The 13,479-nt window shown below is 72.6% G+C and carries 14 protein-coding genes; 4 read left to right on the top strand and 10 right to left on the bottom strand.

The features are described 5' to 3' along the window. Positions 1-101: 101 nt before the first annotated feature. The 5 genes from VNL12_RS18825 to VNL12_RS18805 form a co-directional block, all read right to left on the bottom strand. Positions 102-548 carry a hypothetical protein gene (locus VNL12_RS18825; RefSeq protein ID WP_325596597.1) on the bottom strand — a complete coding sequence of 149 codons (447 nt, stop codon included), beginning with the start codon at positions 546-548 and terminating at the stop codon, positions 102-104. After that, positions 549-785: an AbrB/MazE/SpoVT family DNA-binding domain-containing protein gene (locus VNL12_RS18820; RefSeq protein WP_414654937.1), complete on the bottom strand. Its 237-nt coding sequence runs from the start codon at positions 783-785 to the stop codon at positions 549-551. 46 nt (positions 786-831) lie between these two features. Beyond that, positions 832-1,311, bottom strand: a complete 480-nt coding sequence (locus VNL12_RS18815; protein WP_325596594.1) for a CarD family transcriptional regulator — start codon at positions 1,309-1,311, stop codon at positions 832-834. Between the two features lie 100 nt (positions 1,312-1,411). Beyond that, positions 1,412-1,801, bottom strand: a complete 390-nt coding sequence (locus VNL12_RS18810) for a Zn-ribbon domain-containing OB-fold protein (RefSeq protein ID WP_325596592.1) — start codon at positions 1,799-1,801, stop codon at positions 1,412-1,414. Positions 1,802-2,107: 306 nt separating this feature from the next. Beyond that, positions 2,108-3,292 carry an acetyl-CoA acetyltransferase gene (locus VNL12_RS18805; RefSeq protein WP_325596590.1) on the bottom strand — a complete coding sequence of 395 codons (1,185 nt, stop codon included), beginning with the start codon at positions 3,290-3,292 and terminating at the stop codon, positions 2,108-2,110. Between the two features lie 86 nt (positions 3,293-3,378). On the opposite strand from VNL12_RS18805, the gene VNL12_RS18800 reads away from it, so the two are divergent. Next, the gene (locus tag VNL12_RS18800) at positions 3,379-4,695 is read left to right on the top strand and encodes a cytochrome P450 (RefSeq protein ID WP_325596588.1); all 1,317 of its coding nucleotides are present in this window, start codon (positions 3,379-3,381) and stop codon (positions 4,693-4,695) included. A gap of 250 nt (positions 4,696-4,945) precedes the next feature. On the opposite strand, the gene VNL12_RS18795 is transcribed toward VNL12_RS18800, so the two are convergent. The 3 genes from VNL12_RS18795 to prfB all read right to left on the bottom strand — a co-directional run bounded on the left by VNL12_RS18795 (position 4,946) and on the right by prfB (position 7,807). Continuing rightward, positions 4,946-5,842: a cell division protein FtsX gene (locus VNL12_RS18795; RefSeq protein WP_325596586.1), complete on the bottom strand. Its 897-nt coding sequence runs from the start codon at positions 5,840-5,842 to the stop codon at positions 4,946-4,948. Positions 5,843-5,854: 12 nt separating this feature from the next. Next, positions 5,855-6,532, bottom strand: a complete 678-nt coding sequence (ftsE, locus tag VNL12_RS18790; RefSeq protein WP_325596584.1) for a cell division ATP-binding protein FtsE — start codon at positions 6,530-6,532, stop codon at positions 5,855-5,857. Between the two features lie 168 nt (positions 6,533-6,700). Beyond that, the gene (prfB, locus tag VNL12_RS18785) at positions 6,701-7,807 is read right to left on the bottom strand and encodes a peptide chain release factor 2 (RefSeq protein WP_325596582.1); all 1,107 of its coding nucleotides are present in this window, start codon (positions 7,805-7,807) and stop codon (positions 6,701-6,703) included. A 225-nt stretch (positions 7,808-8,032) separates the two neighbouring features. Between prfB and VNL12_RS18780 the strand changes: the two genes are divergently transcribed. Further along, entirely contained in the window at positions 8,033-9,853 is a 1,821-nt protein-coding gene (locus VNL12_RS18780; RefSeq protein WP_325596580.1) for an ABC transporter ATP-binding protein, read from the top strand. Continuing rightward, on the top strand, positions 9,850-11,667 hold the full coding sequence (locus tag VNL12_RS18775) for an ABC transporter ATP-binding protein (RefSeq protein WP_325596578.1): 1,818 nt from the start codon (positions 9,850-9,852) through the stop codon (positions 11,665-11,667). The genes VNL12_RS18780 and VNL12_RS18775 overlap by 4 nt, the downstream gene beginning before the upstream one ends. An 11-nt stretch (positions 11,668-11,678) precedes the next feature. Here the strand turns inward: VNL12_RS18775 and VNL12_RS18770 are convergent, their stop codons facing one another. Then, on the bottom strand, positions 11,679-12,125 hold the full coding sequence (locus VNL12_RS18770; protein ID WP_325596576.1) for a hypothetical protein: 447 nt from the start codon (positions 12,123-12,125) through the stop codon (positions 11,679-11,681). A 104-nt stretch (positions 12,126-12,229) separates the two neighbouring features. Here VNL12_RS18770 and VNL12_RS18765 point away from each other — a divergent pair, with 104 nt between their 5' ends. After that, positions 12,230-12,760: a PadR family transcriptional regulator gene (locus tag VNL12_RS18765; protein WP_325596575.1), complete on the top strand. Its 531-nt coding sequence runs from the start codon at positions 12,230-12,232 to the stop codon at positions 12,758-12,760. A 56-nt stretch (positions 12,761-12,816) separates the two neighbouring features. Here the strand turns inward: VNL12_RS18765 and VNL12_RS18760 are convergent, their stop codons facing one another. Then, positions 12,817-13,473 (bottom strand): hypothetical protein, encoded by a 657-nt coding sequence (locus tag VNL12_RS18760; RefSeq protein WP_325596574.1) that lies wholly within the window; start codon positions 13,471-13,473, stop codon positions 12,817-12,819. Between the last annotated feature and the right edge of the window lie 6 nt (positions 13,474-13,479).

Genomic DNA, 13,479 nt, shown 5'->3' with positions numbered 1-13,479 from the left:
CTCGAGGAGAGCGTGCGCACCGCCATGGCGTCAGCCGAGGAGCTGGCCCAGCTCTCGCGCCGCCAGCGCGCCGTCTCGCGCGCCGACTGAGAGCCGGTGGTCTACAGGATGTGGAAGCTGATGCCGTCGTGTTCGGCGGCGGCGCGTAGAGCGGGGCCGACATCGCTTCCCGCGACGGCTATCGCCGCGCCGAGCTGGTGAGCTGCGGTCAGCGCCTCCACCATCGCCGCCGACAGATGATGGCCGAGGGCTCGGTGCCGGCGCTGCATCTCTGCCATCGGCCAGGCGATCTGTCGGAGGTGAAGCACCTCGATGTCGTCGGGGAGCACAGTGAGCTGCGCACGGAACTGCGCTTGGAGCTCTGCAGGGAGACCCGCGACAGGGGCGGATAGCTTGCCGGCAGCGCGTGGATCGGCGAAGGAGCTGCTGAGTCGGAACAACCACAGGCCGGTTGTGGCCAGGTCCGATGCGATGCCACCGAGGTCGCGAGGCTGCTCGCCGGTGAGCACATCGCGCAGAAGGTGATCATCGACGACGACCGTGCTCATTCAGGTGGTGTCGAGGTCGCTGTCGTCGAGGTCCGCCACGAACTCACGGTGCTGCTCCGCGGTCAGGGCATCGGCGAGGAGACGCTGTCGTCCACCGGGCGGGAGCAGCACGACGACGTCGCCGAGATCGATCACCGTCACCCGTCCGCCCTCGATGAGGCCCCACCGGTGGCGAACCGCGGCAGGGACGGACATCTGGCCGCTACTCGAGACCAGGAAATCTGCTGCTGTCGTCATGGGCTCGCACTCCGTTCACTTGGTGAGCTGCGACTCTACCAAGTGCCTACTGGAGGCCGGCGTTGAGCTTGTCGAGGGCGTCGTCCTCGGTGACGTCGAGGGCGAAGCTGAGCTCGGAGACGAGGATGCCCCGGGCCCGCTCCAGCATCGACTTCTCGGCCGTGGAGAGGCCCTTTCCCGCCTCGCGGAGCGCGAGGTTCCGGACCACCTCGGCGACCTGGTAGACGTCGCCGGACTTCATCTTCTCCTGGTGGTTCTTGAACCGGCGGCTCCAGTTGGCGGGCTCGCGCACGTCGCGCTTGCCGATCAGGCGGAACAGGTCCTCGACATCCGAGCGGCTGATGGGCGGCCGCATGCCGACCTCTTCGGCCTTGTCGACCGGCACCCGCAGGGTCAGCTCACCGTGCACCATCTGGAGCACGAGGTACTCGCGCTTCTCGCCGAAGGCCTCGATCTTCTCCTTCTTCTTGATCACCGCGGCACCGTGGTGCGGGTAGACGACGCGGTCTCCGACCTTGAAGGTCACGCTGGGGGCTCCTGGGGGGTCGAACGGCGAGAGCGGGCACGACGGGCCGTGTCCAGCCTGTACGCAACGCACCATTGTGCCACCTGATTGGTCGCGATCCTCAGTCCGTGTGGACCGCGACGGGGAGGTGGCGCCCGTCGGCCAGCGGTTCCCACCCGAGTCCCACCGGGTCGCCGACGCGGACCGCCCACGGGTCATCGGCGGCGACGGCCAGCATCATGCGCACGCCGTCGTCGAGGTCGACGAGCGCGACGGCGTAGGGTGCCCGGTCGGCGAGGGCGGGGTGGGCGGCGCGGGGCTGCACCGACACCGCGTGCACGACAGCCCGCCCCTCCGACGGGCGCCAGTCGATGTCGGAGCCCAGGCACCGGGGGCAGAAGCCGCGGGGATACCAGTGGGGCTCGTCGCAGGCGGCGCACCAGGGCAGCACCAAGCGCTGCTGGCGGGTGGCGGCCCAGAACGGGGCACCGGCCACCGACTCCGGGGGCACGGGCCGCTCCGGCGTGGTCGTCGTTCGCTCGCGGCGCTCGCCCGGTCTCACCGGTGCTCGCGAGCTGGTCGCTTCTGCGCCCGAGTCGACCGCAGGGCGCACCGGTGAGCGCGGAGGCTTCCGCAGGCTCCGCCGCCAGAGAGCCCGTGCTGTCTGGTTCGCTCGCGGCGCTCGATCATTGGTGCACCACCTCGGCGTGGGACACATCCGATCGGGTTCGCATCGCCGGGCACCAATGAGCGCTGACGGCTCCGCACGCTCCACCGTCAGAGAGCCCGTGCCCTCGGGTTCGCTCGCTGCGCTCGCTCACCGGGTGGCCTCGGAACCGAGGATGACGGTCGCCATGGCCGAGAGGACCCCGCCGGAGCCGTGGGCGAGGGCGACCTCGGCGCCGGGCACCTGACGGTCGCCGTTGTCGCCCCGCACCTGGCGGGCGGCCTCGACGAGCAGGAACATGCCGTACTGGCCGGGGTGGGTGTAGGCCAGGCCCCCGCCGTTGGTATTGGCCGGGAGCGACCCACCGGGGCGGAGCGGTCCGTCGGCCACGAAGGCCCCGCCCTCGCCCTTGGGGCAGAAGCCCAGGTCCTCGAGGGCCAACAGCACGGTGATGGTGAACGAGTCGTACAGCTCGACCACGTCGACGTCGGCCGGTCCCAGCCCGGCGACGGCGTAGGCGTCGCGCCCGGAGATCACCGCCCCGGTCTCGGTGAGCGTCGGCATCTGGCTGATCATCGAGTGGGTGTGGCCGGTGCCGGCACCGAGGACGTAGGCCGGCGACCGCCGCAGGTCGCGGGCCCGTTCGGCGGAGGTGAGGACCACGGCCCCGGCGCCGTCGGTGACGAGGCAGCAGTCGAGCTTGTGCAGCGGCGATGCCTCCATCGGCGACCCGAGCACGTCTGTGACGGTGATGGGCTCCTGCAGGCGGGCCCGGGGGTTCATCGTTGCCCACTCCCGGGTCTGCACCGCGATCTCGGCCAGCTGCTCGGAGGTGGTGCCGTAGTCGTGCATGTGGCGGCTGGCGGCGAGGGCGTAGGCGCCCATCGGCATGCGCAGACCGTGGGGCAGCTCCCACTCCGCGGCGGGGGTGGCGCCCGTGGTCGAGCGGCTGCGCCACCCGCCCCGTCCGGACTTGTGGTCCGACCGGGGCGTCGCGGCGTACACGACGACGACGACCTCGCAGAGCCCGAGGGCGATGGCCGCCGCCGCGTGGTGGACGTGGATCTCGAAGCTCGATCCGCCGGTCTGGGTCGAGTCGGTCCACCGGGGGGTGATGCCCAGGCGCTCGGCCAGCTCCAGGCTCGGCGCCCAGCCCAGACCGTTGTTGATGCACAGCCCGTCGACCTCGGCCAGGGTGAGCCCGGCGTCGTCGAGGGCTTCGCGCACCATCCGGGCCTCGATCTCGGTGACGGTGCCCTCGAGCATGCCGGACCGGTCGGCGGCGTCGGCCACCCCGACGATGGCGGCGGCGGCACGGAGGGGGTGGGCGGGCACGGGTGCGATCCTGTCAGGAGCGACCGACGCTGTCGAACCTCGCACGGTGTGTGCAACTTCCTACTCGAGGGCGTAGCCTCACCGCCGTGGTCGACTCATCTGCCTCGAGCGTCAACGCGCCCGCTCACCTCCCGGATGACGAGAGCGGGGCCGGCGTCGAGGGGGAACCGCTCATGTCGGGCCTGAACCCCTTCGCCCCCGGCTTCTACGACGACCCCTACGGGCAGTACCGGGACCTGCGCGAGAACGACCCGGTGCACCACTCTCCCATGGGGCTGTGGTTCCTGTCCCGGTGGGCTGACTGCCACCAGGTGCTGCGCCTCGGGGGCACCAGCGTCAACGAGGCCAACGCCGTGATCCGGGACCGTACCGACGCGCTCGAGGCCGCGGCCCGCGAGCGGGGCGCTCGTCGCAGCCGCTCGATCCTCGGCACCGACCCCCCGGACCACACCCGCATCCGCAAGCTGGTCTCCAAGGCCTTCACGCCTCGCACCGTCGCCCGCCTCGAGTCGCGCGTGGCCGAGGTCGCGGATGAACGGATGACCGCGGCGGCGGCCGTCGGTGGGACCGTCGACCTCATCGCCGAGCTGGCCTTCCCCCTGCCGTTCCAGGTGATCCACGAGATGTTGGGCATGCCCGACTCGATCGACAAAGGCCACCTGCGCTCGCTGTCACAGACCGTGACCCAGGTGCTCGACCCGGTGCTGGCCATGGTCCACGCCGATGAGATCTTCGCCGCCAGCGAGCAGCTGCAGGTGCTCATCGCCGAGGCGGTGGCCTGGAAGCGGGCGAACCCGGGCGACGATCTGCTCACCGGCCTGGTGCAGGCCGAGGACGACGGGGCCACCCTCAGCGACGAGGAGCTTGCCGACAACGTCACCCTGCTGTACCTCGCCGGCCACGAGACCACCGTGAACCTCATCGGCAACGGCCTCCTCGCCCTGCTGCGCCACCCCGACCAGGCCACCCTGCTGCGCAACGACCCAGGACTCGACCAGGGCGCCATCGAGGAGCTGCTCCGCTACGAAAGCCCGGTCCAGTTCTCGCGGCGCATCGCGCTCGAGCCGATCGAGGTCGCCGGTGCGACAGTCGGCCCCGGCGAGATCATGCTCACCGGGCTCGGCGCCGCCAACCGCGACCCGGCCAAGTTCGGCCCCACGGCCGAGGAGCTCGACATCACCCGGGCCGACGCCCATCACCACATCTCCTTCGGCAGCGGGGTCCACCATTGCCTCGGCGCCGCGCTGGCCCGCCTCGAAGGGCGCCAGACCATCCCCCGCCTGCTGCGCCGCTTCCCCGAGCTGGCCCTCGCCACCGACGACATCGATTGGAACGGGCGCATGGTGCTCCGCGGCGTCGCCCACCTCCCCGTCGAGCTCGGACCCGACACCCACGCCGCCTGACCGTCGGCCCCAGCGAAGGTGACTGGGAGCGGGTACGAGCACACCGACCCACGGCCGTCCGGCTACCACACTCGTCACGAGCGCCGCCCGCCTGATGCCCTGTCGGTGCCCTACGCCTCGTTCGAGCTGGCCGTCGGTGACCTCATCGGCGGGGACCGGAGCGGAACGAGGTAAGAGGTCCGAGGGCGGGCTCAGCGGGGTCGGGATCGAGGCGCGAGGGTGAGCGAGAGGCCCGGGGGGGCCGGCGGGGTCAGACGTCGAGGAAGCGGCCGACGGCGAAGCCCGAGCCCAGGGCACCGATGGCCACACCGACGAGCACCAGGGGCACCGACGTGCCGACCACGGTGGCGATGGTGAAGTCGAAGTTCTGGAACAGCTCGAAGTACTGGTTCTCGGCCAGGGCGCCGAAGAGCACCACGTTCAGCCCGAGCAGCAACCCGACCGCGAGCGCGCCGCCGAGCAGGGCCTGGACCACCCCTTCGAGGATGAACGGCACCCGGATGAACCAGTTGGTGGCACCAACCAGCTTCATCACCTCGATCTCGCGCCGCCGGGCGAACATGGCGGTGCGGATCGTGTTGTAGATCAACAGCACCGACACCCCTGCGCTGACCGCGGACGCGAACAGCACTCCGAAGTTCAGCTTCTCGGTGAGCTCCTGGATCGCCCGTATCGCCTCGGTGGCGCTCTCGACCTGCTGCACCCCCGCCTCACGCTCATAGATGCCGCGCAGGGCCACCACGGATTGGAAGTCGGGGTTGGTCGGCTCGACCCGGAACGACGTCGGTACGTCGCCCTCGCGGAGCAACCGCAGCATGGTGGGCTGATCGGCGAAGAGGTCCTGGGCCTCCTCGAAGGCCTCGCGCTCATCGACGTAGGCGAACTCGCTGACCTCGGGGTTGCGGTCGAGGGAGGTCTGAATGGCGGCGCGCTGCTCGCCGGAGATCGCGGGGTCGAGGAAGATGATCAGCTCGACGTCGCCCCGGAACTTCCCGGCCAGGTTGTTGGTGCCCTCGCGGACGAGCAGGGCGACCCCCGCGAGGGTGAGGGCAATGGCGACGGTGATGATCGACGCAAGCGTCAGGGTGGGGTTGCGACCCAGGTTCTGGGTCGTCTCCCGGGCGACGTAGCCGGCGTTGAGGGCCATGGGTGGTCGTCCCTACTCGTAGACGCCGCGCGCCTGGTCGCGGACGATCGTGCCCCGGTCGAGCTCGATCACCCGTCGGCGCATGGTGTCGACGATGCTGCGGTCGTGGGTGGCCATCACCACGGTCGTGCCGGTGCGGTTGATGCGGTCGAGGAGGCGCATGATGCCCACCGAGGTGGCCGGGTCGAGGTTGCCGGTGGGTTCATCGGCGAGGAGGATCAGCGGCCGGTTGACGAACGCCCGGGCGATCGACACCCGCTGCTGCTCACCGCCGGAGAGCTCGTTGGGGTAGTTCTTCTGCTTCTTGGCCAGGCCGACGAGCTCCAGGATGGCGGGGACCTGGGTCTTGGTGACGTGGCGGGGCCGGCCGATGACCTCGAGGGCGAAGGCCACGTTCTCATAGACGTTCTTGTTCAGCAGCAGCTTGTAGTCCTGGTAGACGCTGCCGATGTTGCGACGGAGGTAGGGGATCTTCCACGAGCTGAGCTCGCCGATGTCCTTGCCGGCCACGTAGATGCGCCCGGCCTGGGGGCCCTCCTCGCGGTTGAGCAGCCGCAGCAGGGTGGACTTGCCCGACCCCGACGGGCCCACGAGGAACACGAACTCGCCCTTGCCGATCTCGAAGGACCCGTCCTTCACGGCGACGACGTCGCCCTTGTAGACCTTCGTGACGTTCTCGAGCTTGATCATGCGGCGGTGGCACCTCGGCGGGCCGTGGGGTCGGGGCGCCGACGGTCACGACGGCGGTCGCGGCCGGTGGGCCGACGGGAATGTTACCAACGCGTGACGCCGGATCCGGTGCATGGTCGGTGGCTGTGACGCCCCTCACACGGCGGTGGCGACGCCGGGCAGCGCAGCTCAGGCCAGCTCCTCGGCCCGGCGCCAGCGCAGGTACGCCTCCATGAACGGGTCGAGGTCGCCGCCGAGCACGGCGTCGACCGTGCCGGTCTCGTGCTCGGTGCGCAGGTCCTTGACCATCTGGTACGGCTGAAGGACGTAGGAGCGGATCTGGCTGCCGAAGCCGACCGAGCTCTGCTCGCCCCGGATGGCCGAGAGCTCCTCCTCGCGCTTCTGGCGCTCGAGGTCGGCCAGCTTGGCGGCCAGGTACTTCATGGCCCGGTCCTTGTTCTGGTGCTGGCTGCGCTCGTTCTGGCACGACACGACGATGCCGGTGGGCAGGTGCGTGATGCGCACCGCGGAATCGGTCACGTTCACGTGCTGGCCGCCGGCGCCCGACGAGCGGTACACGTCGATGCGGAGGTCCTTGTCGTCGATGACGACGTCGGCGAGGTCCTCGAGCAGCGGGGTGACCTTGATGGCCGCGAACGCGGTCTGGCGCTTGCCCTGCGCGTTGAACGGGCTCATGCGCACCAGGCGGTGCACACCGTGCTCGGAGCGCAACAGCCCGTAGGCGTTGCGCCCCTTGACCAGGAACGACGCCGAGGAGATGCCTGCCTCAGAGCCCTCCGACACGGCATCGACCTCGGTGTCCAGGCCCTTGCGCTCGGCCCACCGCAGGTACATCCGCAGCAACATGTTGGCCCAGTCCTGCGCGTCCGCGCCGCCCTCGCCCGACTGGACCTCGACGAGGCCGTCGAAGGCGTCGTGCTCCCCGGTGAAGAGACTCCGCAGCTCGAGCGCGGAGAACTCGGCCGACACCGAGGCGATGCCCTCGGCCACCTCGGGCTCGAGGGACTCGTCGCCTTCCTCCCGGGCCATCTCGGCGAGGGTCTCGGCGTCGGAGATCCGCTCCTCGAGCGCCTCGTAGAGCGAGATGTCCTCGACCAGCGAGGAGAGCTCGCCGGTGACCGAGCGCGCCGCCTCGGGATCGTCCCAGAGGTCAGGTCGGGTGGCCTCGGTCTCGAGCTCGGCCCGCCGGTCGCGAAGGTCGTCGATGCGCAGGTACTGGCGCGCCTCGGCCAGCGAGGTGCGGAGGCGGGCGAGGTCGTCGGAGAAGTCGCGCATGGCCCGACGACGTTACCTGCCGTCCGTGTCGGCCCCGGGGGCCCACCCCCGAAGTGGCGCGGAGAACGGGTGCCAGGACACCCAGAAGCCGTACCAGTTCGACCGAACCGCCGAAGTGGCGGGGAGAACGGGCGCTAGGGCACCCAGGACGCGTACCAGTTCGATGCTCGGAGGGTCGGAACTGGTGGGTCTCGGACACCTCGACATCGGTACCGTCCCGGCGGCATGGCTGCGGCTCGTTCCTCCGCGCCCCGGGACGGGGCCCGGCTCCTCCTCGGGGAGCTGCGTCCCGAGCGTCGCGCCCTGGTCCTGCTCGGCGTCGTGCTCCTCGTCGCCGTCGGGCTCCCCGTCGGCGCCCAGCTGCTGCTCGGGCGCTTCGTCGACGAGGCCGCGGACGGGGCGTCGGCCGGGGCCCTGACGACGATCGCCGCCACCTTCGGCGCCCTGCTGCTCGTGGCCAACGTCCTGCAGCTGGCGGTGACCGCCCTGGCCGTGCGCCTGGCGTGGCGCATCGGCAACCGCCTGCGGGTCGACCTGTGCCGCCACGCCCTGGCCCTCGACCTGACCTGGCACGGCGAGCACAGCGCCGGCGAGGTCATCGAGCGGGTCGACGGCGACATCGAGGCCGTCACCAAGTTCGCGTCCGCGGCGGTGCTGCAGGTGGTGGGCAACGTGGCCGTGCTCGTCGCCGTCGGCGGGGTCGCGCTGATCATCGAGTGGCGGGCCGGCCTCGTGCTGCTCATCACCGTCGGCGTCGCCCTCGCCGTGCTGGTGCGGGTGCGCAGCCTCGCCGTGCCCTACCACGACGCCGAGCGCGAGGTGCTGGGCCGCCTCTACGGCGACCTCGAGGAGCGCCTCGGCGGGCTGGAGGACATCCGGGCCAACGGAGCCGGCCCCTGGGCCGTCGACCGCCTGCACCGCAGCTCGGCCCGGTGGTGGCGCGCCGCTCGCCAGGCCTCGCTCCGAGGCGAGGGCGGCTACGCCAGCACCGGCATCACCTTCGCCGTCGGAACCGCGGTGACCCTGGGCGTGGCCGCCGTGCTCGCCGGCAACGGGCAGGTCACGCTGGGCACCGTCCTCGTGCTCTTCCGGTTCGTGCAGATGGTGCAGGCCCCGCTCGAGCGCATCGGCGAGCAGCTCAGCGAGTTCCAGAAGGCCGTCGCCGGCGTGCGCCGCGCGGCGCGCCTGCTCGGGACGCCGGTGGGCATCGTGGGCGGCGACCAGGAGCTGCCCGCCGGTCCCCTCGCCATCGACCTGCACCGGGTCACGCTGCGCTACGCCGGCACCCCCGGGACGGACCCGGACCACGCCGGCGCCGAGGACCACGACCCCCGCCTCGCCCTGCGCGACGTGGATCTGCACCTGGCGCCGGGCACCAGCCTGGGCGTCGTCGGGCGCACCGGCAGCGGCAAGACCAGCCTGGGCCGCCTACTGGCGCGGTTCTGGGACCCGTCCGACGGGTCGGTGCGCGTCGGGGGCGTCGACCTCCGCGAGGCCGATGCGGCGTCGCTGCGCCGGCGCGTCGCGATCGTCACCCAGGAGGTCGAGGTCCTGCGGGCGACGCTCCGCGACAACCTCACCCTGTTCGGCGCGGTCGAGGCCGACGATGCCCGGCTCGCCGCCGCCCTCGCGGATGTCGGCCTCGACGGGTGGCTCGCCGAGCTCCCCGAGGGCCTGAGCACGGCCCTCGACGGCACGACGCGCCTCTCGGGGGGCGAGGCCCAGCTGCTGGCCTTCGCCCGCGTGCTGCTCGCCGACCCGGGCCTGGTGGTCCTCGACGAGGCGACCAGCCGCCTCGACCCGGCCACCGAGGGGCGGGTGCAGGCCGCCACCCGTCGCCTCCGGGAGGGCCGCACCTTGGTGGTCATCGCCCACCGGCTGGCCACCACCCGAGACCTCGACGAGGTGTGCGTCGTCGACGACGGCCGCATCGTCGAGCACGACGCTCGGGCCGTGCTGGCCGCTGACGACTCCAGCCACTACGCCCGCCTCGTGGCCGCCGGTCGTCGCGCCCCGATCGGCAGCGGTCCGGGAGGGGTCCGATGACCGCCGCGACGGCACGCCGAGAGGCACGGGTGCAGCGCCGCTCGACGGGTGACGGCTTCCGCCTGGCCGGGCGGATCCTGCGGCGCGACCCGGGGGCGTGGGCTCTGTCCGCCGCCGGGTGGGCGGTGTTCCACGGGCTTCCCGTCGCCACCGGCTACGCCCTCAGCCTGGTGCTGAACGCCATCTCCGACGGCGCCGACGGCGACGGCCCGTGGACCGCCATCGGCCTGCTGGCCGGCTTCGAGGTGGCCCGCTGGACCATGTTCCTGGCCCTGGTCGTGCAGTGGCACGGGGCCTGGGTGGGCTGGCACACCGCGCCCCGGATGGCCCTGCTCGACTCTCTGGTGTCGGACCCAGGGCCCGTCGCCGGTCGCCTGCCCGGCGCACCGGGGGAGGCCGTCAGCCGCTTCCGCGACGACGCCCAGGACATGGCCCTCGTGCTCGATGTCTGGCTCGACGTGCTCGGCACCGCCCTGGCGTCGATCGCCGCGGTCATCGTGTTGCTCACCGTCGACTGGCGCCTGGCGCTCACCGTCGCCCTCCCGGCGGCGGTGGTCATGGCCCTGGCCCACGCCCTGGGACCGCTGCTGCGGGGCTGGCGCCGCGACGCCCGCGAGGCGACCGCCGTGGTCACCGGGTTCGTGGGGGACACCTTCGGCGCCATCGGATCGGTGAAGGCGGCCGGGGCCGAGCCCGCCGTCGTCGGCCGCTTCGCCGCCCTGGGCCACGACCGGGCCACCCACGCGGCGCGCGACGAGGTCGGCACCCAGCTGCTCTACACGCTCTCGGGCACGACCGCCGATGTGGCCCTGGCCATCGCCCTCGTGGTCGCCGCGCCGGCCGCCTCGCGGGGCGACATCTCGGTCGGCGACCTGGGGCTGGTCGCGGCGTACGCCACCGTGCTCGCCGGGCTCCCCCGCTTCGTCGGTCGCCTCGGCGCGTACCACCGCCAGGCCGACGTCTCCGCCGACCGCCTGGCACGACTGCTCCCCCCCGACCGCCGCACCCTCGGTGCGGTGGCCGGGCACCAGGAGCTGGCGCTGCGCGCGCCCCGTCACCGGCCCGCCGACGACGCGGTCGGCCCGGCCCCCGGTGCCGAGGACCCGGACGTCCCGTTGCGGCGCCCGGCCGACGCCACCTCGCGCCACCCGTCGCACGCCCACGGCCCCCTCACCGGGCTCACGGCGCGCGGCCTGACCGTGCGCCACGGCTCCCAGATCGCGCTCGACGGCATCGACCTGCGCGTCGGCCCCGGCGAGGTGCTCGCCGTCACCGGCCCGGTCGGGTCGGGCAAGTCGAGCCTGCTGCGCGCCCTGCTCGGCCTCGTCCCCGCCGAGGGCAGCCTCGAGTGGGACGGCGACGTCGTCGACGACGCCTCGCGAGTGATGGTGCCGCCGCGAGTGGCCTACGTGCCCCAGGTGCCCCGCCTCTTCAGCGAGCCGCTGGCCGACGCGGTGCTCCTCGGGCTGCCCCGTGAGCGCCTGGCCGGCGCCCTGCACCTTGCCTGCCTCGAGCAGGACCTGGCCACCATGGCGAGCGGCACCGCCACGGTGGTGGGTTCGCGGGGCGTCCGGCTCTCCGGCGGCCAGATCCAGCGCGTCGCCGCCGCCCGGGCCCTGGCCCGCCGCCCGGCCCTGCTGGTGGTCGACGACCTCTCCAGCGCCCTCGACACCGCCACCGAGGCCGAGCTCTGGCGCCGCGTGCTCGCCGCCGCCGACGACGACGGCACCGCGGTCCTCGTCGTCACCCACCGACCCGCCGTGCTGGAGCGCGCCGACGACGTCATCCACCTGGTCGCCGGCCGCCAAGCCTGACCCGGCGGGGATCAGGCGGTGACCAGGCCGAGGCCCAGCGCCAACAGGCCCAGGCCGAGGGAGACGACCCCGGCCCACACCAGAGCGATCCACCGGTTGGCCGTGACGCGGCCCGAACCCATGGCCGAGAAGAAGAACCCGGCCGGGAGCAGGACCGCCGAGGCCGGCATCAGGGTCCGGGCGCCGAAGGCGGCCACGCCGTTCAGGCCGGCGCCGTCGACGTAGAGCTGCACGACCAGCGAGAGCATGACGAGCACCCCGGCATGACCGTGACCGGCGCGGAAGAAGCTCTTCTGGAAGTCGGTGGCGGGCTCGCCCCCGCGGCTGACCTTGAGCAGGAAGGTACCGCCGTACCCGATGCCGATCATCGACAGTAGGAGGATGCCGGCGAGCGAGGTGGTCGTGCCGGAGAGGAAGGACTCGGTCACGGGGGCCTCCAGATCGTTCGGGCGGATCATCGGACATTCCACTGTAGAACGTCCACTGTGGACGGTACGGCCTGCCACAATGGGCTGTCAACGGTCGCCCGTCACCACCCCCCGACGAACCTGGAGGCCCCCCCATGGTCACGACCCGCCCCCTCAACCCGACCGCCGCCTCGCTGCTCGGGTTCCTGCACGATGGGCCGCAGACGGGGTGGGACCTGGTGGCGGCGGCCGAGCTGCGCATCGGGGCGTTCTGGACCCTCACCCGCAGCCAGGTCTACCGGGAGCTGGCGGCGATGGCCGACGCCGGGCTCGTCGTCGCGGGCGAGCCCGGGCCTCGCGACCGCCGACCCCACTCGCTCACCGACGCCGGGCGCAAGGCCTTCGCGGCCTGGCTCGAGGCCGGTCCCGGTGCTGAGACCATACGGGTGCCGATGCTGCTCACGGTCACCTTCGGGCGTCACCTCGAGCCCGGCCGGCGGGCGGAGATCATCGTCGCGGACCGCCAACGCCACCAGCGCCGCCTGGTCGCCTATCGCGACCTGTCCGCCGCACTCGAGGGCACCGATCCCTACGCCGAAGCCACCATCGCCTTCGGCGTCGCCTACGAGGAGGCGGCCCTCGCCTGGTTCGACGCTCTGCCGTCAGAGATCACCGGCGGGCGCTGAGAAGGGTGTGCGGCAGCCCGGCGCACGGAGGGCGGCGCGCCGGGAGCTCGGCGCTCCTACCCGCCGGCGGCGAGGATCTCCTCGGCGTCGTCGGCGAGCGCGACGCGCACCAGCGCCGCGGCCAGCTCCGGGAGCCGGCCGGCGGGCACCAGCTCGGCCAGGCGCCGAGGGTCCGTGGTAAGGCCCAGTGCCTCGGCCCCGTCGAGCGCCTTGCCGTCGATCGCCGGGCGGGCCTCGGGCCACGCCGCCTGGACCTCGCGCAGGAAGATCGAGGCCCCCACGTCGCCGATGCCCTTGGTGTCCTTCAGCAGCTCCCGCTCGGCGGAGGCGTCACGACCCGCCTCCTCGCGCAGGCGGCGTAGGTCGCCGCCCCACCTGTCGAGGAGCAGGTTCGCCGTGTCGCCCAGCATGCGCGCCGTGCTCTCGTCGTAGCGGGCGTAGCCGTGGCGGTTGAGCACCTTCACCCGTTCCTCCCAGGTCGTGGCGGCCATGGACCGGGCGGTGCGCCAGCCGGCGGCCGACAGGGCGCGGGTCGCCTCCACCGCGGCGTCTGCTCGGATGCGGGCGCTCAGCAGGGTCGACAGGCACAGCAGCCGGTACAGGGGCGAGGGCTTGGGGTCGTCGCCGAGGCGGATGCCCGCCTCTTCGGCGTAGCTGGTGCCGTGGCGGTCGAGCAGCGCCTCTGCGATCTGCGCGTTCGTGGGTCGGGCCATGCGCGG

It is taken from the genome of Iamia sp., assembly GCF_035575815.1.
GTDB lineage: Bacteria > Actinomycetota > Acidimicrobiia > Acidimicrobiales > Iamiaceae > Iamia.
The sequence above is the reverse complement of the archived record's forward strand: the minus strand, read 5'-3'. Positions and strand labels throughout refer to the sequence as shown.